The sequence below is a fragment of the Burkholderia pseudomultivorans genome, assembly GCF_902499075.1.
GTDB lineage: Bacteria > Pseudomonadota > Gammaproteobacteria > Burkholderiales > Burkholderiaceae > Burkholderia > Burkholderia pseudomultivorans.
The window spans coordinates 46,950-70,043 of the sequence record NZ_CABVPP010000015.1; the positions used below are offsets into that span (position 1 = coordinate 46,950).

A 23,094-nucleotide genomic window follows, 5' to 3' on the forward strand; every position below is an offset into this window, starting at 1 on the left:
GCGCGCGCTGCCGATCAGTGATGCACGTCGGCCGGCTGCCCGTCGAAGTCGTGGCCGGCGCGGCGGATGTCGCACTTCGCGTCCTTTTCGCCCTTCACGCCGTTGAACACGATGTTCAGGATCACGGCCGATGCCGACGCGAGCAGGATGCCGCTGTGCAGGATCGGCGCCAGAGCCGGCGGCAGCTTCGAGAAGAAGTGCGGCGACACGACCGGCACGAGGCCCATGCCGATGCTGACGGCGACGATGAACAGGTTGTGGTGGTTCTTCACGAAGTCGACCTTCGACAGCACCTTGATGCCGTTCGCGGCGACCATCCCGAACATCACGATGCCTGCGCCGCCGAGCACGAACGGCGGCACCGACGCGACGACCTGCGCCATCTTCGGGAACAGGCCGAGCAGCACGAGGATCACGCCGCCGGTGGCGCACACGAAGCGGCTCTTCACGCCCGTCACGCCGATCAGGCCGACGTTCTGCGAGAACGACGTGTGCGGGAACGAGTTGAAGATGCCGCCGATCAGCGTGCCGAGGCCGTCGACGCGCAGGCCGCGCACCAGGCGGTCTTGGTCGACCGGACGATCGACCATGTCGCCGACCGCGAGGAACATCCCGGTCGATTCGATGAACGTGACGAACATCACCGTGACCATCGTTGCGATCGACAGCGGATCGAAGTGCGGCAGGCCGAAGTGGAACGGCATCACGAACCCGACCCACGGCGCGAGCGACACGCCGTCGGTATTCACGCGGCCGAGCGCGAACGCGATCACGAAGCCCGCGACGATGCCGAGCAGCACCGAGATGTTCGCGAGGAAGCCGCGGCCGTACTTGTTGATCAGCAGGATCAGCGTCAGCACGAGCAGCGACAGGCCGAGATAGACCGGGCTGCCGTAGTCGGGATTGCCGACGCCGCCGGCCGCCCAGTTGATGCCGACTTCCATCAGCGACAGCCCGATCACCGAGATCACGGTGCCGACCACGACCGGCGGGAAGAACCGCAGCAGCTTGCCGATCATCGGCGCGAGCACGATGCCGATGATCCCGGCCGCGATCGTCGAGCCGAAGATGTCGAGAATGCCGAGGCCGGGATTGGTGCCGATCGCGATCATCGGACCGACGGCCGCGAACGTGCAGCCCATGATGACGGGTAGGCGGATCCCGAAGATCCACAGGCCGAGCGTCTGGATCAGCGTGGCGATGCCGCACGAAAACAGATCGGCGCTGATCAGGAACGCGATCTGGTCTTTCGGCAGCTTGAGCGCGCCGCCAACGATGAGCGGCACGGCGACAGCGCCGGCGTACATGACGAGGACGTGTTGCAGGCCGAGCGTTACGAGCTTGCCGGTCGGCAACACCTCATCGCACGGATGGACCGTGTTCGATTGCATCTGTCTCACTCCATGATCTTGTTTTCGGGGTGATACGAAGTTATGCGGAATGAACCGGCGCAACAAGAGCACTGGGTTCTATTCCGTTCTTTGCAGGTTCGATATGCCATTTCGGCATGGAGCAGGGTGTCGGTCACGGGAAACTGCCGCTGGAGTGAGGTTTCCCGGTTTTATAGCCCTTCAAAATTGTGCAGGCCCCCCTGTCAAATATAGGTGGCTTTATGGTGTGTATGGCCGTTGCGGCATAGTGGGGAAACGAGGCCGCTGAAAAGTGCGTCGGGTTAACCCGCGAACAGCCGTTTTCGGGCGCACGGTGCAGCCTGGCGCAACCGGACCTCGCCGCACCGTGCGTCGCCGTGGAAATCGGGGCGCGCAGCACGATCCCGCTATCATCGAAATCCGTTCATTCGACTCGTCATCCCGTCATGCGTCTGCTAGGCATCGATCTCGGCACCGGTTCCGTCAAACTCGTCACGCTCGATGCGGACGGCGTCGAGCGCGCGGTCGCGAGCGAACCGTATGCGCTGTCGTCGCAGCAGCCCGGCTGGGCCGAGATCGCGCCCGACGCGTGGTGGCAGGCGCTGGTGCGCGCAGCCGCGCGGCTGCCGGCCGACGAGCGCGCACAAGTCGCCGCGATCGGTTTCTCGGGCCAGATGCACGGCGTCGTGCTGATCGATGCGGCCGGCCGGCCCGTGCGGCCCGCGCTGCTATGGCCCGACACGCGCGCGGTGCGCGAAGCGCAGGCGGCCGACTGGTCCGGCGCCGGTTCGTCCGACGCGCCGAATCCGGTCGCGCCCGGCATGGCCGGCCCGCTGTTGCGCTGGCTGGCCGCGCACGAGCCCGATGCGCTGCGCGCCGCGCGCTGGGCCGTGCAGCCGAAGGACTGGCTGCGCGTCGCGCTCGGCGGCGACGTCGCGGCCGATCCGAGCGACGCGTGCGCGACCGCGCTCGCCACGCCGGACGGCGAGTGGGATGCGTCGCTGATCGGCGCGCTCGGGCTGCCGGCCGACCGGTTTGCTCCGCTGCGCGCATCGACCGCGCGCTGCGGCGCGCTGGCTGCGCAGGCGGCCGCGGCGCTCGGTTTGCCGGCCGGCGCGCCGCTTGCGACAGGCGCGGCCGACACCGCGTGCGCGGCGCTCGGCAGCGGGCTCGTGGCGGCCGGCGATGCGCTGCTGACGACGGGCAGCGGCGGCCAGATCGTCGTGCTCGCCGATACGCTGCCGCCGGCGCGGCGCGGGCTGCATCGCTATCGTGCGGCGGCCGGCGGCGGCTACTACACGATGGCCGCGATGCAGAACGTCGGGCTGGCGCTCGAAGCGGTGCGCGGCTGGCTTGGTTATGCGGACTGGGCGGCCGCGTATGAAGACGCGTTCGCGCGGCCGGCGTCCGAACGGCTGTGTTTCCTGCCGTACCTGACCGGCGAGCGTTCGCCATGGATGAATCCCGATGCGCGCGGCGGCTGGCTCGGTCTTTCGCTCGGCGATACGCGCGGCGCGATGATGCGGGCGGCGTTCGAGGGCGTGGCCTTTGCGCTGCGCGCGGGGCTCGATGCGATTCGCGATGCGGGCGGCGGCGGCGTCACGTCGCTGCGTGTGGCGGGCGGCGGCTCGGTCGATCCGCGCTGGCGGCAACTGCTCGCCGACGCGCTCGGCGCCTCGCTCGACGCGGTCGATTGTCCGAACGCCGCGACGCGCGGCGCCGCGCTGCTCGCGGGCGTCGCGATCGGGCACTGGCGCGAGTCCGCGTTGCGCGCGCTAGCGCCGGCGGCGTCGCCGGTTGCGGCGCCGCGTGACGATCGTGCGCTCGCGACGCGGCGCGCGCGCTTCGTCGATCTGTATGCGCGAACGGATGCGTGGTTCACGACGGGCGATTAAACTCGGGCACTTGTCGTTTTGCGTCATCGATGACGCATCGTGGCAAGCCGGCGACTGTTTCCCGCACGCGGCGCGCGCGGCGATCGGCGATCATGGCGAGCACGATGGCGGTGCTGTGTGCGATGCACGTGATGCGCGGTGCGGGCGTCGGCGTTGCTCGGGATGTGAACGAGCATTGAGGTGCCGACGTCGACCGGCAGTTTGGCATGAGACCAGTGCGAACACTGAAACGCCAACTCGAATCGACAGCTTTGCATGGGACTCGAGTAAGCGCTGAAGCGCCAACTCGAATCGACAGCTTTGCATGGGATCAGCGTAAGCGCTAAAGCGCTAACGCTGATCGACAAACTCAACGAGGAGTCACACGATGAAGACGAAAGCAGCGATTGCATGGAAGGCGGGCGCGCCGCTGACGATCGAGGAAGTCGATCTGGAAGGGCCGCGCGCCGGCGAAGTGCTGATCGAGGTGAAGGCGACCGGCATCTGCCACACCGACTACTACACGCTGTCCGGCGCGGACCCCGAAGGCATCTTCCCGGCGATCCTCGGCCACGAAGGCGCGGGCGTCGTCGTCGACGTCGGCCCCGGCGTCGGAACCGTCAGGAAGGGCGACCACGTGATTCCGCTCTACACGCCCGAATGCCGCGAGTGCAAGTTCTGCCTGTCGCGCAAGACCAACCTGTGCCAGAAGATCCGCGCGACGCAGGGCAAGGGCCTGATGCCCGACGCGACCTCGCGCTTCTCGCTCGACGGCAAGCCGCTGTTCCACTACATGGGCACCTCGACGTTCTCGAACTACATCGTCGTGCCCGAGATCGCCGTCGCGAAGGTGCGCGAGGACGCGCCGTTCGACAAGATCTGCTACATCGGCTGCGGCGTGACGACCGGCGTCGGCGCGGTGGTGTACTCGGCGAAGGTCGAGGCCGGCGCGAACGTCGTCGTGTTCGGCCTCGGCGGGATCGGGCTGAACGTGATCCAGGGCGCGAAGATGGTCGGCGCGGACAAGATCATCGGCGTCGACATCAACCCGAAGCGCGTCGAGCTCGCGAAGAAGTTCGGGATGACGCACTTCATCAACCCGAACGAGGTCGAGAACGTCGTCGACCATATCGTGCAGCTGACCGACGGCGGTGCCGACTACTCGTTCGAGTGCGTCGGCAACGTGAAGCTGATGCGCCAGGCGCTCGAGTGCACGCACAAGGGCTGGGGCCAGTCGTTCATCATCGGCGTGGCCGCAGCGGGCGAGGAAATCGGCACGCGCCCGTTCCAGCTGGTGACGGGCCGCGAGTGGAAGGGCTCGGCGTTCGGCGGCGCGCGCGGGCGCACCGACGTGCCGAAGATCGTCGACTGGTACATGGAAGGCAAGATCAACATCGACGACCTGATCACGCACACGCTGCCGCTCGAGCGCATCAACGAAGGCTTCGACCTGATGAAGGCCGGCGAGTCGATCCGCTCGGTCGTGCTGTACTGATCGAGAGGGCGCGATCATGCTCGAACTCGTTTCAGCGCATGCGTGCCACGGCGGCGAGCAGCGCTTCTATCGCCACGCTTCGACAGCGATCGGCCTGCCGATGAAGTTCGCCGTGTATCTGCCGCCGCAGGCCGCGCACGGCCGCGTGCCGGCGCTGTTCTATCTCGCGGGGCTCACGTGCACGGAGGAGACGTTCGCGATCAAGGGCGGCGCGCAGCAGTATGCGGCGCAGCACGGCGTGGCGCTCGTGATGCCCGATACGAGCCCGCGCGGCGCGGGCGCGGCGGGCGAGACTGACGCGTGGGATTTCGGCGTCGGCGCGGGCTTCTACGTCGACGCGACCGAGGCACCGTGGTCCGCGCATTACCGGATGGAGTCGTACGTGACCGGCGAGCTGCGCGAGATCGTGACGGCCGAACTGCCGATCGACGGCGCGCGGCTCGGGATCTTCGGGCACTCGATGGGCGGCCACGGCGCGTTGACGCTGGCGCTGCGCCATCCGGACCTGTACCGGTCGGTATCGGCGTTCGCGCCGATCGCGGCGCCGACGCGCTGCCCGTGGGGCGAGAAGGCGTTCTCGGGTTATCTGGGCGCCGATCGCGAAGCGTGGAAGGCGCACGACGCGAGCGAACTCGTCGCGCGTGCGGATGCGCCGAAGTTCGCGGACGGCATCCTCGTCGACCAGGGCCTCGCCGATCAATTCCTCGCGAACCAGCTGAACCCGGACGTGTTCGAAGCCGCGTGCGCGAAGGCCGGCCAGCCGCTGACGCTGCGTCGTCATGCGGGCTACGACCACGGGTATTACTTCATCTCGACGTTCGTCGCCGATCACGTCGCGCATCATGCGCGCGTGCTGACGCGATGAGCCGAAGCGTGTAACGCGCGGCGGCATCGATAAAAAACGCCGGCGATGCCTTCGGGCACGCCGGCGTTGTTCGTTTGCGTCGCGGGCCCGACGCAATGCGGGCCGCGCAGGTCAGCGTCGTCTCAACAGGCTTGCGCCGTACACGAGCCCCGACAGCGCGGTGATCCAGAAGCTGGTCGGCCAGTCGGTGTGATACGCGAGCACGATGCCGAGCCACGCTTCGAACAGCGCGAACAGCGCGGCGAGCAGCACGCCGGTCGATAGTCGCGTCGACACGTTCTGCGCGGCGGCAGCCGGGCCGACCAGCAGCGTGAACACGAGCAGCACGCCGACGATCTGCGTCGCCGCGGCGACCGCGAGCGCGCACACCGCGAGGAACAGCACCGACACCGTGCGCAGCGACACGCCCTTCGCCTCGGCCAGCTCGGGCTGCAGCGACGCGAACAGCAGCGGCCGCGCGATCAGCGCGAGCGCGACGAGGCTCACCACGCCGATGCCGGCGAGCACGGCGAGCGTGTCGTGGCTGACCGCGAGCACGTTGCCGAACAGCAGCGCGGTCACCTGCGTCGCGAACGACGTATAGAAATGCAGGAACAGCAGCCCGAAGCCGAGCGCGCCCGACAGGATCACGCCGATCGCGACGTCGCGGCCCGCGAGCCGTTCGCCGAGCGCGCCCATCGCGATGCCGGTCGCGAGCGTGAAGCCGACCATGCCCCAGATCGGCGAGATGCCGAACAGCACCGCGCCCGTCGCGCCGGTGAAGCCGACGTGCGACAGCGCGTGGCCGGCGAAGGTCTGCCCGCGCAGCACGAGGAAGTAGCCGACGATGCCCGCGAGCACCGCGACGATCCCCGACGCCGCGAAGGCGTTGATCATGAAATCGTATTCAAACATCGTGCGAATGCCCGGGATGCGCGTGTCCGTGATGAGGGTGATGATCGTGGCCGCCGCCGTGCGCATGGCCGTCGTCGTCCTCGTGTTCGTGGTCGTGCTTCTCGATCTCGACGTCGCCCGACATCACGAAGATCTTGCCGTTCACGCGCATCACGTCGATCGGCGATCCGTAGAGGCGCGACAGCACGGGCTTCGTGATCACCTCGTCGACGGTGCCGAGCGCCGCGACGCCGTTGCCGAGATACAGCACGCGGTCGAGCGCGTTGAGCAGCGGGTTCAGTTCGTGCGCGGAGAACAGCACGGTGATGCCGAGCTCGCGCTGGACCTTGCGCACGAGTTCGACGACGCCGCGCTGGTGGTTCGGATCGAGGCTGATCAGCGGCTCGTCGAGCAGCAGCAGCTTCGGATTGCCGAGCAGGCATTGCGCGAGCAGCAGGCGCTGGCGTTCGCCGCCCGACAGCTCGGACAGCGGCCGGCGCGACAGCGCCCGGCCGCCGACCAGGTCGAGCACGCGGTCGACGTCGCGCCGCGTCGCGGCGCTCGTGTGCGGCAGCCCCCAGCGATGACCGTCGGCGGCCATCGCGACGAAGTCGTAGCCGCGCATCCGGCGGTTCGCGAGGCCGCTGCGGATCTGCGGCATGTAGCCGATCGACGCGTTGCCGCGCGCGACCGGCAGGCCGCCGACCGACAGCGTGCCGCCGGTGACGGGCACGAGCCCGAGCACCGCGCGCATCAGCGTCGTCTTGCCCGCGCCGTTCGGGCCCAGCACGCCGACGAATTCGCCCGGTTCGATCGAAAAGCTGACATCGCGCAGGATCGTGCGTCCGCCCAGTTCGAGCGTGACGCGATCGACGGCGAGTGCGTGGGGATTCGGTGTCATTTCTTGCCGGTGGAAAGCGCATTGCCGAGCGCGTCGAGCTGCGCGGCCATCCATTGCTGGAAGGTCTTGCCGGCCGGCTGCGTCTCGGTGACGCTGACCGTCGGCACGCCGCTGTCGTGCGCGATCTTCAGCATCCGCGTGGTCATCGCTTCCTCGGCCTGGCTGTTGTAGATCAGCACGCGCACCTGCTTGTCGCGCAGATCCTTCTCGAATGCGGCGACGTCCTGCGCGCTCGCCTCGGTGTCGTTCATCGTCGCGAGCTGGAAGCGCTGGTTGCGCATCTCGAGGCCGATCGCGTCGGCCATGTAGCCGAACACGGGCTCGGTGGCCGTCACGGGCGCGCCCTTGTACTGCGCGCGCAGCGCGGCGACCTTGTCGTCGACGGGCTTCAGCGACGCGACGAACTTCTGCAGGTTCGCATCGTATTCGGCCTTGTTGGCCGGATCGGCGCGGCCGAGCTCGGTCGCGATCGCGCGCGCGGCGGCCGGCATCGTCGCCGGGTCGTACCACAGGTGCGGGTTGTCGCCGGCCTTCTTGCCGACCAGGTCGGCGACGACGATCGTCGCGCGCTTCGCCTGTTTCGATGCGCCGAGCAGCTTGCCCATCCACGGATCGTAGGCGGCGCCGTTGTAGATCACGAGCTGCGCGTGCTGCAGCGCGCGCGCGGTCTTCGGGCTCGCCTCGAACAGATGCGGATCCTGGTCGGGATTGCTGAGGATGCTGGTGACCGCGACGTGGCGGCCGCCGATCTGCGCGACGACGTCGCCGTAGAAATTCTCCGCGGCGACGACATTGACGGGCGCGGCCTGCGCGAGCGCGGGCGCCGCGAGCGACAGCGCGGCGACGCCGGCGGCGAGCCAGCGCACGGCGCGCGACGCGGTGGAACGACGAACGGGCGACAGGGCGCGCAGCGGTGCGCGCTTCAGGGCAATGGACATGGAACTCCTCGTTGGAAGGGGCGGCGCACGCGCCGCGCGATCGACGTCAGCGCTGCGCGGGCTTGCGCTTGCAGTGGCCGCACAGGCCGCTCAGCTCGACGACCTGGTGGTGAACTTCGAAACCGTGCGCGGGCTCGCTCGACGACAGCTGCTTCGCGAGGTCGCCGCCGGGAATCTCGACGGTGTCGCCGCACGCGTCGCAGATCAGGAACTGGCCTTCGTGCGGCACGCCGATTTCGCAGCACGCGAAGAACGCGTTCTTCGACTCGATCCGGTGGATGAAGCCGTGCTCGACGAGGAAGTCGAGCGCGCGATAGACGGTCGTGGGCGGTACGCGGCCGCGCTTCGGCTCGAGTTCGGCGAGCAGGTCGTAGGCGCCGATCGGGCGCTGCGCGGCGAGCACGTGCTCGTAGACCTGGCGGCGCAGCGGCGTCCACGCGAGCCCGTGCTCGGCGGCAAATGCGTCGGCCCGGGACAGCCGGGCGGCGAGGGAGGAGGAGGTAGCCATGGCGTCAAGCAGGCGATGAAACGGAGTACGGCGATGATATAACGTATCGCCATCCCGTGCAGCCCGATTTCCGCCCCGATTCTGCCTCGGCGCGCCATCCAGCCCTGTTTAAGCCCCGTCCGCCGCACCGCATCGACGCGCAAAGCGCGTTGTCCGGCCTGCGTCGCCGGCCCGCGACCGGACGCCGCCGTGCGGCGGCGCATCATCGAAAGCTGTCGTCCCGCCTTGACAGCGCGAATCGCGTATCCGATCATTCGATCACTAACAGAGCAATTGTTCGTGCCGCGAGCGTTCGCTCACTTCGCGGCCGTCGTACAGCAGAACGAACCGGAGACAGCCAGTGAGACTGGAAGACAAGGTCGCGATCCTGACGGGCGCCGCAAGCGGCATCGGCGAGGCGGTCGCGCAACGCTATCTGGACGAGGGCGCGCGCTGCGTGCTGGTCGACGTGAAGCCGCCGAGCGGCTCGCTCGCGAAACTCGTCGAAACCCATCCCGGCCGCGCAGTGGCCGTCACCGCGGACGTCACGCGCCGCGACGACATCGAACGCATCGTCGCGACCGCGGTCGAGCGCTTCGGCGGCGTCGACATCCTGTTCAACAACGCCGCGCTGTTCGACATGCGTCCGATCCTCGACGAATCGTGGGACGTGTTCGACCGGCTGTTCGCGGTCAACGTGAAGGGGCTGTTTTTCCTGATGCAGGCTGTCGCGCAGCGGATGGTCGAGCAGGGGCGCGGCGGCAAGATCGTCAACATGTCGTCGCAGGCCGGCCGTCGCGGCGAGGCGCTCGTCTCGCACTACTGTGCGACGAAGGCGGCCGTAATCAGCTATACGCAGTCGGCCGCGCTCGCGCTCGCGCCGCACCGGATCAACGTGAACGGCATCGCGCCGGGCGTGGTCGACACGCCGATGTGGGAGCAGGTCGACGCGCTGTTCGCGCGCTACGAGAACCGGCCGCTCGGCGAGAAGAAGCGGCTCGTCGGCGAAGCGGTGCCGCTCGGCCGCATGGGCGTGCCGGGCGACCTGACGGGCGCCGCGCTGTTCCTCGCGTCGGCCGACGCCGATTACATCACCGCCCAGACGCTGAACGTCGACGGCGGCAACTGGATGAGCTGACATGGCAGCGTCCGTCTGCGCCACCGCATGCGCGATCCCCGTTTGCCGGTCGACAGCCCGCGCGTCGCACGATGCGGCGCGCGTCGAACGAGGGCTCGCATGATGGCCGAGATCGTGGTCGCCGGCGAACTGCTGGCCGAATTCGTCGCCGCCGAGCGCGGCCAGGGCTTCGATGCGCCGGGCTTGTTCGCGGGGCCGTTTCCGAGCGGTGCGCCCGCGATCTTCGCGGACCAGGCCGCGCGGCTCGGCGCGCGCGTCGCATATGCGGGCTGCGTCGGCCGCGACGCGTTCGGCGATGCGATCGTCGCGCGGCTCGAACGCGACGGCGTCGACGTCGCGCGGATCCGCCGCGTCGACCGCCCGACCGGCACCGCCTTCGTCGCCTACCGCGACGACGGTTCGCGCAGCTTCGTGTTCAGTCTCGCAACGAGCGCGGCCGCCTGCGTCGATGCGTCCGACGTCGACGCGTCGATGTTCGACGGCTGCCGCTATTTCCACGTGATGGGTTCGTCGCTGACCAGCGAATCGGCGATCGCTGCCGTGCAGCGCGGCGTGATCGAGGCGGCGCGCGTCGGCGCGAAGATCTCGTTCGACCCGAACGTGCGCCGCGAAATGCTGAGCTTCCGTCCGATGCGCGCGGCGCTCGACGAGATGCTCGCGGCCTGCCACCTGTTCCTGCCGAGCGATGCCGACCTGCCGTTCTTCTGCGGGCCGCAGCCGGCCGAGCGCGCGATCGCCGGCCTGCTCGCGACGCATCCGCTGCTCGAACGCGTGGTGCTCAAGCGCGGCGCGGCCGGCAGCGTCGCGTTCGATCGCGCGAGCCGCGTCGACGCGCCGGCCTGGCCGGTCGACGAGGTCGATCCGACCGGCGCCGGCGACTGCTTCGGCGGCACGCTGGTCGCGAGCCTCGTCGCCGGCGCGCCGATCGACGTCGCGCTGCGCCGCGCGAATGCGGCCGGCGCGATCGCCGTCACGCGGCGCGGCCCGATGGAGGGCAACAGCAGCGCCGCCGAAATCGACCGTTTCCTGACCGAACGAGGTGTCGCATGTCCGGCCTGACGACCGTCGCCGAGCGCGTGCACGGCGCGCATGCGCAGGCCGTGCTGCGGATGATCTTCGACGCGAACCGGGCCGACGCGCAGCGCGGCATCTATGCGGTCTGCAGCGCGCACCGGCTGGTGCTGGAGGCCGCATGCGAAGCGGCGCGCGCGGACGGCTCGCCGCTGCTGATCGAGGCGACCTGCAACCAGGTGAACCATCTCGGCGGCTATACGGGCATGACGCCCGCCGATTTCCGCCGCGACGTCGACGCGATCGCCGCGCGCTGCGGGCTCGCGCCGTCGGCGCTCGTGCTCGGCGGCGACCATCTCGGCCCGAACCCGTGGCGACACCGCCGCGCGGCCGACGCGATGCGCGAGGCCTGCGCGATGGTCGCCGCGTATGTCGAAGCCGGGTTCGAAAAGATCCACCTCGACGCGAGCATGGCCTGCGCGGACGATCCGGCGCCGCTCGACGATCGCACGATCGCCGCGCGCGCGGCCGAGCTGTGCCGTGCAGCCGAAGCGGCGGCGTCGCGCGCCGGCGTCGCGCCCGTCTACGTGATCGGCACCGAGGTGCCGACGCCGGGCGGCGAATCCGGCGGCGACGCGATCGCGCAGATCGCGGTCACGCGCAGCGACAGCATCGCGGCGACGCTCGACGCGCATCGCGCCGCGTTCGCGGCGGCCGGGCTCGACGACGCGTGGACGCGCGTCGTCGCGATCGTCGCGCAGCCCGGCGTCGACTTCGACGATCGCCACGTGCTCGACTACGACAGCGCGAAGGCCGCGTCGCTCGGCGCGAGCATCCTGCGCACGCCGCGCCTCGTGTTCGAGGCGCACTCGACCGACTACCAGACCGAAGGCGCGCTCGCCGCGCTCGTGCGCGACCACTTCGCGATCCTGAAGGTCGGCCCGGCGCTGACCTTCGCGCTGCGCGAGGCGCTGTTCGCGCTGACCTTCATCGAGGACGCGCTGATCGACGACGCGGCCGGGCGCTCGCGGCTGCGCGACGTCGTCGACGAAGCGATGCGCGCGCAGCCCGAGCACTGGGCGCCCTACTACCGTGGCGACGAGACCGCGCAGCGGCTCGCGCGCCAGTTCAGCTACAGCGACCGGATCCGCTACTACTGGCTGCAGCCGGCAGTCGCGGCCGCGGTCGAGCGGCTGTTCGGCAATCTCGCGCGGCAGCCGGTGCCCGAGACGCTCGTCGCGCAGTGGCTGCCGGACGTCTACGCGGCGTGCCGCACGGGCGGGCTCGCGCACGAGCCGCGCGCGTGGGTGCGCCACCGGATACGCGACGTGATCGCGCACTACGCGCGCGCGTGCGGAATGCAGCGGCCGGCTTGACGGCCGGAAACGAAACCCCGCAACACCGACGACCCTAACAATCACAGGAGACATGCCATGCAACGAACGATGCTTGCCGCCGCCGCCCGCCGCTTCGCCGCGGCCGCGCTCGCGACGGCTGCCGGCGCCGCGAGCGCGGGCACGCTGACGATCGCGACGCTGAACAACCCCGACATGATCGAGCTGAAGAAGCTGTCGCCGGCGTTCGAGAAGGCGAACCCCGACATCAAGCTGAACTGGGTGATCCTCGAGGAGAACGTGCTGCGCCAGCGCGCGACGACCGACATCACGACCGGCAGCGGCCAGTTCGACGTGATGGCGATCGGCACCTACGAGACGCCGCAGTGGGGCAAGCGCGGCTGGCTTGCGCCGATCGCCGGGCTGCCGGCCGACTACGACCTGAACGACATCGTGAAGACGGCGCGCGACAGCCTGTCGTACAACGGCCAGCTCTACGCGCTGCCGTTCTACGTCGAGAGTTCGATGACGTTCTACCGCAAGGACTTGTTCGCGGCGAAGGGGCTGAAGATGCCCGACCAGCCGACCTACGACCAGATCGCCGAATTCGCGGACAAGCTCACCGACAAGTCGAAGGGCACCTACGGGATCTGCCTGCGCGGCAAGGCCGGCTGGGGCGAGAACATGGCGTACGTGTCGACGGTCGTGAACACGTTCGGCGGCCGCTGGTTCGACGAGAAGTGGCATGCGCAGCTCACGTCGCCGGAATGGAAGAAGGCGATCACGTTCTACGTGAACCTGCTGAAGAAGGACGGGCCGCCGGGAGCGAGCTCGAACGGCTTCAACGAGAACCTGACGCTGACCGCGTCGGGCAAGTGCGCGATGTGGATCGACGCGACGGTCGCGGCCGGGATGCTCTATAACAAGCAGCAGTCGCAGGTGGCCGACAAGATCGGCTTCGCGGCCGCGCCGGTCGCCGTCACGCCGAAAGGCTCGCACTGGCTGTGGGCATGGGCGCTCGCGATCCCGAAGACGTCGAAGCAGCAGGACGCCGCGCGCAAGTTCATCGCGTGGGCGACCTCGAAGCAGTACATCGAGATGGTCGGCAAGGACGAGGGCTGGGCGTCGGTGCCGCCGGGCACGCGCACGTCGACCTATCAGCGGCCGGAGTACAAGGCCGCCGCGCCGTTCTCGGACTTCGTGCTGAAGGCGATCGAGACGGCCGACCCGAACGATCCGTCGCTGAAGAAGGTGCCGTACACGGGCGTGCAGTACGTCGGGATTCCCGAATTCCAGTCGTTCGGCACGGTAGTCGGCCAGGCGATCGCGGGTGCGGTCGCGGGGCAGATGACGGTCGACCAGGCGCTCGCCGCCGGACAGGCCGCCGCCGATCGCGCGGTGCGGCAGGCCGGCTACCAGAAGTAACGCGGACTGCGCCGTCGTGCACGGCGCGCCGCCGAAGCGGCAACGCGGGCGCGCCGTTCGCGCCCGCGCGTCAACCGGAGGGACTCCGATCATGCGTCATTTACGTCTTCCCCTGAGCCATGCGTCGTCGGTCGGCGACGCGTCGTCGCCGCCGGGCACGCCGCGCCGCGCGCGCGGCGGCGCGAGCTGGCTGGTCTCGCCGTCCGTCGCGGTGCTGCTGCTGTGGATGTCGATTCCGCTCGCGATGACGATCTGGTATTCGTTCTCGCGCTACAACCTGCTGAACCCCGACGTGAAGGGTTTCGCCGGGCTCGACAACTACCGCTTCCTCGCGACCGATCCGTCGTTCCTGCCGGCGATCTGGCACACGCTGGTGCTGATCGGCGCGGTGCTCGCGATCACGGTGATCGGCGGCGTGCTGATGGCCGTGCTGTTCGACCGCAAGTTCTACGGGCAGGGCATCGCGCGGCTGCTCGCGATCGCGCCGTTCTTCGTGATGCCGACGGTGTCCGCGCTGATCTGGAAGAACATGATCCTGCACCCGGTGTACGGGCTCGTCGCGAACGCGATGCGCGCGCTCGGCATGACGCCGATCGACTGGTTCGCCGACTATCCGCTCACCGCGGTGATCATGATCGTCGCGTGGCAGTGGCTGCCGTTCGCGTTCCTGATCCTGTTCACGGCGATCCAGTCGCTCGACCAGGAGCAGAAGGAAGCCGCGCGCATCGACGGCGCCGGCCCGCTCGCGATGTTCTTCTACATCACGCTGCCGCACCTGAAGCGCGCGATCGCGGTGGTCGTGATGATGGAGACGATCTTCCTGCTGTCGATCTTCGCGGAGATCTACACGACGACCGGCGGCGGCCCCGGCGACGCGACCACCAACCTGTCGTACCTGATCTATGCGCTCGGCCTGCAGCAGTTCGACGTCGGCCTCGCGTCCGCGGGCGGGATCATCGCCGTGGTGGTCGCGAACGTCGTGTCGTTCTTCCTGGTGCGGATGCTCGCGCGCAACCTGAAGGGGGAGTACGAGAAATGAGCGACCTGACTTTCCAAAACCGCCGCGCGCCCGCCGTGTTCGACCTCGTGCGGCGTGCGCTGCCGGGCACGCTCGCGTGGCTGATCGCGCTGCTGCTGTTCTTCCCGATCTTCTGGATGGCGATCACCGCGTTCAAGACCGAGCAGCAGGCGTACGCGTCGACGCTGTTCTTCATGCCGACGCTCGACAGCTTCCGCGAGGTGTTCGCGCGCAGCAACTACTTCGCGTTCGCGTGGAACTCGGTGCTGATCTCGGCGGGCGTCACGGTGATCTGCCTGCTGTTCGCGGTGCCGGCGGCCTACGCGATGGCGTTCTTCCCGAACCACCGCACGCAGAAGGTGCTGCTGTGGATGCTGTCGACCAAGATGATGCCGTCGGTCGGCGTGCTGGTGCCGATCTACCTGCTGTGGAAGAACGCGGGGCTGCTCGATACCGTGTCGGGCCTGGTGATCGTCTATACGCTGATCAACCTGCCGATCGCGGTGTGGATGACCTTCACGTACTTCAACGAGATCCCGAAGGACATCCTCGAAGCGGGGCGCATCGACGGCGCGTCGACGTGGCAGGAGATCGTCTACCTGCTGATGCCGATGGCGCTGCCGGGGCTTGCGTCGACCGCGCTGCTGCTGGTGATCCTGTCGTGGAACGAGGCGTTCTGGAGCATCAACCTGTCGAGCTCGAACGCCGCGCCGCTGACGGTGTTCATCGCGTCGTACTCGAGCCCCGAAGGGCTGTTCTGGGCGAAGCTGTCCGCCGCGTCGCTGCTCGCGGTCGCGCCGATCCTGATCGTCGGCTGGCTGTCGCAGAAGCAGCTGGTGCGCGGGCTCACGTTCGGGGCCGTCAAATGAGCGCCGGTGCGACGGGCGAAGGCGCAGCCGCGTTGATCTGCGACTGCGACGGCGTGCTGATCGACAGCGAGGCCGTCGCCGCCGACGTGCTCGTGCGCGAGCTCGAGGCGCGCTGGCCGGGCGTCGATGCGCGGCCGGCCGTGATGCCGCTGCTCGGGCTGCGCATCGAGCGCGTGCTGGCCGGCGCGAGCGAGGCGGTCGGCCGCACGCTGAGCGCCGCCGACGTCGACGCGATCCGTCGCGCGGTCGAAGCGGCGGCCGTGCATGCACCGATGGTCGACGGCATCGACGCGGCGCTCGCGGCGATCGACCTGACCAAGGCCTGCGCGAGCAACAGCTATCGCGCGTACGTCGAATCGGCGCTCGCGCGCACGGGCCTCGCGCGCTTCTTCGGCGACCGGCTGTTCTGCGCGGACGCCGTCGCGCGGCCGAAGCCTGCGCCCGACGTGTATCTCGCGGCCGCGCACGCGCTCGGCGTCGCGCCCGCGCAGTGCCTCGTCGTCGAGGACAGCGCGACCGGCATCACCGCGGCGGCCGCGGCCGGCATGACCGTGCTCGGCTTCGTCGGCGGCGGGCATGCGGCGGCCGCGCAGATCGACGCGCTGCGCGGCATCGGCGCGCGCCACGTATTCGACGACATGCACGAGCTGCCCGGCTACGTCGCGCGCTGGCAGGCGACGGGCGCGGTGCTGCCGCATTAGCAACGATCACGCGTCGCCCGCAGGCGGCGCATCACGAACGAACGGAGACAGATCATGGCAAGCGTGCTCCTGCGCAATATCGCGAAGCGCTACGACGACAACGAAGTGCTGCGCAACGTGAACCTCGACATCGCCAACGGCGAATTCGTCGTGTTCGTCGGCCCGAGCGGCTGCGGCAAATCCACGCTGATGCGGATGATCGCCGGGCTCGAGGACATTTCGAGCGGCGACCTGCTGATCGACGGCGCGAAGGTCAACGACGTGCCGAGCGCGAAGCGCGGCATCGCAATGGTGTTCCAGTCGTATGCGCTGTATCCGCACATGACGCTGTACGACAACATGGCGTTCGGGTTGAAGCTCGCAGGCGCGAAGAAGCCCGAGATCGACCAGGCCGTGAAGAACGCCGCGAAGATCCTGCATATCGACCATCTGCTCGACCGCAAGCCGAAGCAGCTGTCGGGCGGCCAGCGGCAGCGCGTTGCGATCGGCCGCGCGATCACGCGCAAGCCGAAGGTGTTCCTGTTCGACGAGCCGCTGTCGAACCTCGACGCGGCGCTGCGCGTGAAGATGCGGCTCGAATTCGCGCGGCTGCACGACGAGCTGAAGACGACGATGATCTACGTGACGCACGACCAGGTCGAGGCGATGACGCTCGCCGACAAGATCGTCGTGCTGTCCGGCGGCGCGGTGCAGCAGGTCGGCACGCCGAACGAGCTGTACCACGCGCCCGCGAACCAGTTCGTCGCGGGTTTCATCGGCTCGCCGAAGATGAACTTCCTGAAGGGCACGGTCGAGTCGGCGGATGCGGCCGGCGTGCTGGTGCGCTTCGACAGCGGCGACACGCAGCGCGTCGCGGTGGAGGCGGCCGGGCTGCAGCGCGGCGCATCGGTGACGGTCGGCGTGCGGCCCGAGCATCTGCTGGTCGGCGCGGCGGGCGGTGGCGTCGCGGCGAAGACGATGGCCGTCGAGTCGCTCGGCGATGCCGCGTATCTGTATGCGGAAGCGGCCGTCGCGCCGGACGGGCTGATCGCGCGGATTCCGCCGCTCGACACCTATCGCACCGGCGAGGCGCTGCGCGTGCATGCGGACGCCGCGCACTGCCATCTGTTCGACGAGCAGGGCCACGCGTTCCGGCGGCTCGGCGTGCATGCGAAGGCGGCGTGACGCGCGGCGCGCGTCATAGGTGCAGATGCTCGCCCAGGTGGTCGACGCGCGCGCAGCGTCGGCGTCGGATGGCGGCCTGACGGCCATAGCAGGTAGAACGGCGTGCGGCTCGCGACGTGCGCTTCGAGCACCGCGTCGAAGCCTGCGTCGACGACTTCGACGAGACGGTCGTGCGACGGCTGCGTCAGGCCGTCGCGTCGAGCGCCGCGCGCGCGCAGGTCTCGTCGGTCACGAGCCCCGACAGCCAGCCGCCGCGCAGCGCGGCGATCACCGCGTCGCGCTTTTTCGGGCCGCCGGCGAACGCGATCGTCGGGCGCTTCGGCGGCGTCGCGAGCGACACGCTGGTCACGCGTGCGCTGGTCGACACGTCGACCAGCCTGCCCTGTGCGTCGATCGGCACGCCGAGCAGCTCGGCGACCGCGCCGCGCGCGGTCATCTCGTCGCGTTCCTGCTCGGTGATGAAGCCGTCCTCGTACAGCGGGCAGTGCGGGCCGATGTTGCCGATCCCGACGAACGCGACGTCGGCCTTGCCCGACAGCGCGTCGACGATCCGGTACAGCCGGTGATTGCACCACTGCGCGCGCTCGGCGCCGCTGTCGGCGAACAGCGGCGCGGGCAGCAGGAAGTGCTTGCCGCCGGTTTTCTCGGAGATGTATTGCGCGACGTCGTAGCGGTTCGACGAGCCGTCGGCCGCGATCGCGCCGACCATCGACACGAGCCGGTGCTGCGGCCGGTCGATCTGCGCGATCTGCGCGACCGCGGCCTTCAGCGTCCGGCCGCTGCTCACCGCGATCACCATCGGCCGCGTCTCGCTCAGGTAGCGCTCCATCACCTGCGCGCCCGCGACCGCGAGCTTGCGGTCGATCGCGTCGGGCGTGTCGGCGTCGACCGGCACGACTTCGCACATCGCGAGGCCGTAGCGCTTCGACAGCTGCGCGCCGAGATCGAGGCAGTCGGCGAGCTGATGGTCGACGCGCACGCGGATCAGGTTCTTCTCGACCGCGAAGGCGACCAGGCGCTGCGCGACCGGGCGCGACACCTGCAGCTTCTCGGCGATTTCGTTCTGCGTGTCGCCCGCGACGTAGTAGAGCCACGCGGCGCGCGTGGCGAGATCGAGTTTTTCTGAGGACTTGGACACGATAGCGTTTCGGTTCGGATCGGGGCCGGCGGGCGGCGCAACGGCATCCACTGTACCGCATGCCTGCCGCCTGCCGCGCGTGCGCCCGGCGGGCGCGGCGGCTACGCGAGCCGCGCGCGCGACGGTTCGTAAAGCGGACGCACGTGACGGTACAGCGCGCGGAACGCGTCGAGCCGCTCGCGCAGCGTCGCGTGGCGCGCGGCGTCGGGTGCGTATTCGGCGCGCACCGGCGGCTTGGTCAGCACTGCGTGCGGATCGCCGCCGACCGCCAGCCAGCCGAGCCGCGCCGCGCCGAGCGCCGCGCCGGTCTCGCCGCCGCCGTGCTGGCGCGTGCGCACGTTCAGCGCGTCGGCGATCAGCTGCGCCCAGAACGCGCTGCGCGCGCCGCCGCCGATCAGCGACAGCCGGTCGGTGGCGACGCCGGCCGCATGCAGCGCGTCGAGGCCGTCGGCGAGGCCGAGCGTCACGCCCTCGAGCACCGCGTAGCCGAGATGCGCGCGCTCGGTCGCATGCGTCATGCCGAAGAACACGCCCTGCGCGTACGGATCGTTGTGCGGCGTACGCTCGCCGGACAGGTAAGGCAGGAACAGCGGCGCCGTCGCAAGCGCGTCGGCGTCGAGCGCCTCGACTTCGGCGAGCAGCGCGGGCTCGTCGGTGCCGGTCAGCTTGCAGACCCAGCGCAGGCAACTCGCGGCCGACAGCACGACGCTCATCAGTTGCCAGCGATCGGGAATCGCGTGGCAGAACGCGTGCACGGCCGAGGCCGGATTCGGCGTGAAGCGGTCGCCGACCACGCTCAGCACGCCCGACGTGCCGAGCGACACGAAGCCGTCGCCCGCGTGGATCGCGCCGATGCCGAGCGCGCTCGTCGCGTTGTCGCCGCCGCCGCCCGCGACCACGACGGCTTCCGACAGGCCGAGCGCGCGCGCGACGTCCGCACGCAGCGTGCCGGACGGTGCGTTGCCCTCGACGATGCGCGGCATCTGCGCGCGCGTCATGTCGCACGCGGCGAGCAGCGCGTCGGACCAGTCGCGTCGCGCGACGTCGAGCCACAGCGTGCCGGCCGCGTCGGACGGGTCGGACACTTTCGCGCCGGTCAGCCGGAAGCGCAGATAGTCCTTCGGCATCAGCACGCATGCGGTGGCCGCGAACACGTCGGGTTCGTGACGGGCGACCCACAGCAGCTTCGGCGCGGTGAAGCCCGGCATCGCGAGATTGCCGGCAAGCGCATGGAGGTCGGGCGCGCGTTCGGTGAGCAGCGCGCATTCGTCCGCACTGCGCATGTCGTTCCACAGGATCGCCGGACGCAGCACGCGATCGTCGCGGCCGAGCAGCACCGCGCCGTGCATCTGGCCGGACAGGCCGATTCCGCGCACCCGCGCGAACGCATGCGGATGCCGTTCGCGCAGCGCCGCGAGCGCGGCGAGCGTGCCTTGCCACCAGTCTTCCGGATGCTGTTCGGCCCAGCGCGGATGCGGGCGCGACACGGTGAACGGCGTGCCCGCGGTGCCGACGACCGTGCCGTCCGAGGCGAGCAGCAGCACCTTCACTTCCGAGGTGCCGAGGTCGATGCCGAGATACATGAGCGATCCGTTCCGTCAGTGAGGAGCTGCTACTTTAGCCGCACGGCCGGGCGCCTGCCAACGCAGGTTCGCCCGGACGCGGGCCGGCTCCGGAGCGCGTCAGTGCTGTGCGAGCCACGCGTCGACGCGCGCGAGCCCGGCGCGCAGCGCCTCGAACAGCGCCGCGTTGCCGGCGAGCGAGCCCCACAGCGCGCGGCTCGCGCAGAGCGCGACGACGGGGTCGGGCGCCGCGACGATCGCGTGCGCGGCGTCTTCGTCCATCACGCCGTCCTGATACGCGTACGGCAGCGCGCCGCGCGCCCAGCGTTCGAGGAAGCGCAGGAACAGCGCGGGCAGCACCGCGGTCGCGACCGGCGCCGCGCCGCGCGCGAACGATTCGACGAGCGTCGGCGCGATGAAGCCGGGAATCTTCGAGAAGCCGTCGGCCGCGACGCGCTGGTTCGTGTCGAGCACGTACGGGTTGCCGAAGCGTTCGAGCACGACGTCGCGGTAGCGCGCGAGATCGAGCGGGCTCGGCGTGAGGCACGGGATCACGTCCTGCGTCACGTAGTCGTGCGCGAAGCGGCGGATCGCCGCGTCGTGGGTGCCTTCGTGGATATACGTGTGGCCCGCGAGCGTGCCGGCCCACGCGATGCAGCTGTGCGTCGCGTTGAGGATGCGGATCTTCGCTTCCTCGTACGGATGCACGTCGTCGACGAGTTCCGCGCCGGCCAGCTCCCACTTCGGCCGGCCGGCCGCGAAGCGGTCCTCGATCACCCACTGGATGAACGATTCGCCCATCACCGGGCATGCGTCGTCGACGCCGGTGGCCGCGCGCACGCGCTCGCGCACGTCGGCGGTCGGGCGCGGCGTGATCCGGTCGACCATCGCGCTGGGCGTGGCGACCTGCGCGTCGAACCACGCGAGCAGGTCGGCCTGGCCGCGCCGTTCGAGGAATTCGCGCATCCCGGCGCGAAAGCGCGCGCCGTTGTTGCGCAGGTTGTCGCAGCTCTGCAGCGTGAGCGGACCCGCGCGGCGCCGCATGCGCTCGGCGAGCAGCGCCGCGAGCGCGCCGTACAGCGTGGTGCGCGCGCCCTGCAGGTCGGCCGCGAGATCGGGATTCGCGACGTCGAGCCGGTTGTGTTCGTCGAGGTAGTAGCCGCCTTCGGTGACGGTGAACGACACGATCCGGCACGCGGGATCGGCGCCCGCGTCGATCAGCGCGGCGAGGTCGATCGACCAGGGCAGCACGCGCGTGATCGCGCGGATCGTCTCGTACGCGCGCTCGCCTTGCGGCGTGACGGTTTCGAGCGTGTAGGCACCGTGCTGCGCGGCGAGCGCGTCCATCGTCGCGCGCATGTCGTCGCGGATGTTGCCGACGGTCAGCGACCAGCGTTCGTCGGGCGGCACGGCCGCGTTCACGCGATGCAGGTACCACGCCTGGTGCGCGCGGTGGAACGAACCCGCGCCGATGTGCAGCAGCACGGGCGTGCGGGCGGAAGGCGATTCGATCATCCGGTGTCTCCTGTCGGCCCCGGTTGGCGCTTCAGCGCTTACCGGAGCCCCATGCTTTGCGGTCGGCTCCGGTTGGCGCTTCGGCGCTTACCGGGCCCCATGCTTTGCGGCCGGCTCCGGGCGGCGCTTCGGCGCTTTCCCGGAGCCGGTGTTGCGCGGCCGGTCGACGCGGGCGCGTCGGCGCCGGCCGGGTTCCATGCGTGAGCGCGCGCCGCGCCACCCTTCGACGCTCGCGCCGGCTCCGATGCCGGATCGACGCTCGCGCGCATCCGCGATGCTTCGATGCCCGCTTCGTCGATACGATCATTTGCTCTTTATGTGAGCGAATGATCGTATCGGGGCGAGTGAAAGTCAAGGCGGGGAAACGGCATTTCGATGGTGCGCCGCGGCGGACGCGCACGCGGCCGATGAGCCGGCCGCCGCGCCGGAACCGCGACGAAAGGGAGGGGCGGCGCGTCAGCGTGCCTCGCGCGTCAACGCGACGAGTTCCTCCAGCAGCTTGCCGGCCGGGCCCGGCAGGATGCCGTGCCGGCGGCGGAACGCGGTGAGCGTGCGCTGCGCGACGACTTCGCGCACCGGCAGCGTGTCGATCGTGCCGGCGCGCTGCTCGGCGCCGTACATCGGCTCGGCCATCCAGCACAGGAAGCCCGCATGCGCGACGAGGCTCTTCAGCGTCGTGACCGAGCGCGTCTCGACCGCGATGTCGGGCAGCGGCAGCCCGTGCGCTTCGAAGGTCGCGCGCAGGTGGTCGAACGGCGCGGTGCCGCGCGGCGGGATCGCCCAGCGCGCGTGCAGCGTGTCGACGAGCGTCGGCGCGCGGCCGAGCGCGCGCAGCGGATGGTGCGGTGCGGCAACGATATGGCTGCGATCGGTCCAGCGGCATTCGGGAATCGCGACGATTTCGTCGGTGTCGGGCCCGTGCGCGGACAGCGCGAGATCGATCTCGTGCTTGCACAGCCCTTCGGCGAGCCGGTCCCACACGCCTTCGATGATCTCGACGCGCAGGTTCGGCCAGCGGTCGAGCACGCGGCCGACCGCAACGGGCAGCACGAGGCTCGCGATGCTGCCCACCGTGCCGACCTTGATCGTGCCCTTCGCGAGGCCGCGCATCGCGTCGAGTTCCTCGCGCGCGTGCTCGGCCTCGTGCTGCAGCAGCGTCGCGTGCGGCAGCAGCGCCTCGCCGAACGCGGTGAGCTGCACGCCCTTCGAATGGCGCTCGAACAGCGGCGCGCCGACCTGGTCCTCGAGGCGCTTCAGGATCCGGCTCAGCGCCGGCTGCGTCACGTGCAGCGCGTCGGCCGCGCGGCCGAGGCTGCCGCACGCGACGATCGTCGTGAAGGCGCGCAGCTGGCGGAGATCGAAAGTCATGCTGGAGCGGTATGGGTTTTTGCAGAAAATACAGTATCCGAGAATGGC

The 23,094-nt window shown here is 69.8% G+C and carries 20 protein-coding genes; 11 read left to right on the plus strand and 9 right to left on the minus strand.

Going from position 1 to position 23,094, the window contains the following annotated elements:
• Window positions 1-14: 14 nt before the first annotated feature.
• Entirely contained in the window at window positions 15-1,391 is a 1,377-nt protein-coding gene (locus tag BST28156_RS12990; protein WP_060239875.1) for a nucleobase:cation symporter-2 family protein, read from the minus strand.
• Between the two features lie 425 nt (window positions 1,392-1,816).
• Between BST28156_RS12990 and BST28156_RS12995 the strand changes: the two genes are divergently transcribed.
• From BST28156_RS12995 to fghA, 3 genes are all read left to right on the plus strand, one after another.
• The gene (locus BST28156_RS12995; RefSeq protein WP_174902367.1) at window positions 1,817-3,265 is read left to right on the plus strand and encodes a xylulokinase; all 1,449 of its coding nucleotides are present in this window, start codon (window positions 1,817-1,819) and stop codon (window positions 3,263-3,265) included.
• Window positions 3,266-3,632: 367 nt separating this feature from the next.
• Window positions 3,633-4,739 carry an S-(hydroxymethyl)glutathione dehydrogenase/class III alcohol dehydrogenase gene (locus BST28156_RS13000; RefSeq protein ID WP_034208263.1) on the plus strand — a complete coding sequence of 369 codons (1,107 nt, stop codon included), beginning with the start codon at window positions 3,633-3,635 and terminating at the stop codon, window positions 4,737-4,739.
• A 16-nt stretch (window positions 4,740-4,755) separates the two neighbouring features.
• Entirely contained in the window at window positions 4,756-5,604 is an 849-nt protein-coding gene (fghA, locus tag BST28156_RS13005) for an S-formylglutathione hydrolase (RefSeq protein ID WP_174902368.1), read from the plus strand.
• A gap of 111 nt (window positions 5,605-5,715) precedes the next feature.
• Here fghA and BST28156_RS13010 read toward each other — a convergent pair whose 3' ends face one another.
• From BST28156_RS13010 to BST28156_RS13025, 4 genes are read right to left on the minus strand one after another with little or no spacing between them, the layout of a single operon-like run.
• The gene (locus BST28156_RS13010; RefSeq protein ID WP_060245231.1) at window positions 5,716-6,498 is read right to left on the minus strand and encodes a metal ABC transporter permease; all 783 of its coding nucleotides are present in this window, start codon (window positions 6,496-6,498) and stop codon (window positions 5,716-5,718) included.
• Window positions 6,491-7,378: an ABC transporter ATP-binding protein gene (locus tag BST28156_RS13015; protein WP_174902369.1), complete on the minus strand. Its 888-nt coding sequence runs from the start codon at window positions 7,376-7,378 to the stop codon at window positions 6,491-6,493. Before BST28156_RS13015 ends, BST28156_RS13010 begins: the two co-directional genes overlap by 8 nt.
• Window positions 7,375-8,316: a metal ABC transporter solute-binding protein gene (locus BST28156_RS13020; RefSeq protein WP_174902370.1), complete on the minus strand. Its 942-nt coding sequence runs from the start codon at window positions 8,314-8,316 to the stop codon at window positions 7,375-7,377. Before BST28156_RS13020 ends, BST28156_RS13015 begins: the two co-directional genes overlap by 4 nt.
• A gap of 46 nt (window positions 8,317-8,362) precedes the next feature.
• Window positions 8,363-8,824, minus strand: a complete 462-nt coding sequence (locus BST28156_RS13025; RefSeq protein ID WP_060245213.1) for a Fur family transcriptional regulator — start codon at window positions 8,822-8,824, stop codon at window positions 8,363-8,365.
• Window positions 8,825-9,164: 340 nt separating this feature from the next.
• Here BST28156_RS13025 and BST28156_RS13030 point away from each other — a divergent pair, with 340 nt between their 5' ends.
• The 8 genes from BST28156_RS13030 (at window position 9,165) to BST28156_RS13065 (ending at window position 17,463) form a co-directional block, all read left to right on the plus strand.
• The gene (locus BST28156_RS13030) at window positions 9,165-9,941 is read left to right on the plus strand and encodes an L-iditol 2-dehydrogenase (RefSeq protein WP_060245212.1); all 777 of its coding nucleotides are present in this window, start codon (window positions 9,165-9,167) and stop codon (window positions 9,939-9,941) included.
• 102 nt (window positions 9,942-10,043) lie between these two features.
• A complete protein-coding gene (locus BST28156_RS13035) occupies window positions 10,044-11,000 on the plus strand; it encodes a sugar kinase (protein ID WP_174902397.1) in 957 nt (318 codons plus the stop codon).
• The gene (locus BST28156_RS13040) at window positions 10,988-12,328 is read left to right on the plus strand and encodes a D-tagatose-bisphosphate aldolase, class II, non-catalytic subunit (RefSeq protein WP_174902371.1); all 1,341 of its coding nucleotides are present in this window, start codon (window positions 10,988-10,990) and stop codon (window positions 12,326-12,328) included. Before BST28156_RS13035 ends, BST28156_RS13040 begins: the two co-directional genes overlap by 13 nt.
• A gap of 57 nt (window positions 12,329-12,385) precedes the next feature.
• Window positions 12,386-13,711, plus strand: a complete 1,326-nt coding sequence (locus BST28156_RS13045) for an ABC transporter substrate-binding protein (protein WP_060245209.1) — start codon at window positions 12,386-12,388, stop codon at window positions 13,709-13,711.
• Window positions 13,712-13,802: 91 nt separating this feature from the next.
• Window positions 13,803-14,750, plus strand: coding sequence for a carbohydrate ABC transporter permease (locus BST28156_RS13050; protein ID WP_174902372.1), 948 nt, complete (start codon window positions 13,803-13,805; stop codon window positions 14,748-14,750).
• A complete protein-coding gene (locus tag BST28156_RS13055) occupies window positions 14,747-15,598 on the plus strand; it encodes a carbohydrate ABC transporter permease (protein ID WP_060245207.1) in 852 nt (283 codons plus the stop codon). Before BST28156_RS13050 ends, BST28156_RS13055 begins: the two co-directional genes overlap by 4 nt.
• A complete protein-coding gene (locus BST28156_RS13060; protein WP_174902373.1) occupies window positions 15,595-16,299 on the plus strand; it encodes an HAD family hydrolase in 705 nt (234 codons plus the stop codon). The genes BST28156_RS13055 and BST28156_RS13060 overlap by 4 nt, the downstream gene beginning before the upstream one ends.
• A 54-nt stretch (window positions 16,300-16,353) precedes the next feature.
• Window positions 16,354-17,463: an ABC transporter ATP-binding protein gene (locus BST28156_RS13065; protein WP_174902374.1), complete on the plus strand. Its 1,110-nt coding sequence runs from the start codon at window positions 16,354-16,356 to the stop codon at window positions 17,461-17,463.
• 184 nt (window positions 17,464-17,647) lie between these two features.
• Here BST28156_RS13065 and BST28156_RS13070 read toward each other — a convergent pair whose 3' ends face one another.
• The 4 genes from BST28156_RS13070 to BST28156_RS13085 all read right to left on the minus strand — a co-directional run bounded on the left by BST28156_RS13070 (window position 17,648) and on the right by BST28156_RS13085 (window position 23,046).
• The gene (locus BST28156_RS13070) at window positions 17,648-18,601 is read right to left on the minus strand and encodes a sugar-binding transcriptional regulator (RefSeq protein WP_174902375.1); all 954 of its coding nucleotides are present in this window, start codon (window positions 18,599-18,601) and stop codon (window positions 17,648-17,650) included.
• Window positions 18,602-18,702: 101 nt separating this feature from the next.
• Window positions 18,703-20,184 carry a xylulokinase gene (xylB, locus tag BST28156_RS13075; RefSeq protein WP_174902376.1) on the minus strand — a complete coding sequence of 494 codons (1,482 nt, stop codon included), beginning with the start codon at window positions 20,182-20,184 and terminating at the stop codon, window positions 18,703-18,705.
• A gap of 99 nt (window positions 20,185-20,283) precedes the next feature.
• Window positions 20,284-21,678: a D-arabinitol 4-dehydrogenase gene (dalD, locus tag BST28156_RS13080; protein WP_060245203.1), complete on the minus strand. Its 1,395-nt coding sequence runs from the start codon at window positions 21,676-21,678 to the stop codon at window positions 20,284-20,286.
• A 456-nt stretch (window positions 21,679-22,134) separates the two neighbouring features.
• Complete coding sequence (locus BST28156_RS13085; protein ID WP_060245202.1) at window positions 22,135-23,046, minus strand: LysR family transcriptional regulator; 912 nt, start codon at window positions 23,044-23,046, stop codon at window positions 22,135-22,137.
• Between the last annotated feature and the right edge of the window lie 48 nt (window positions 23,047-23,094).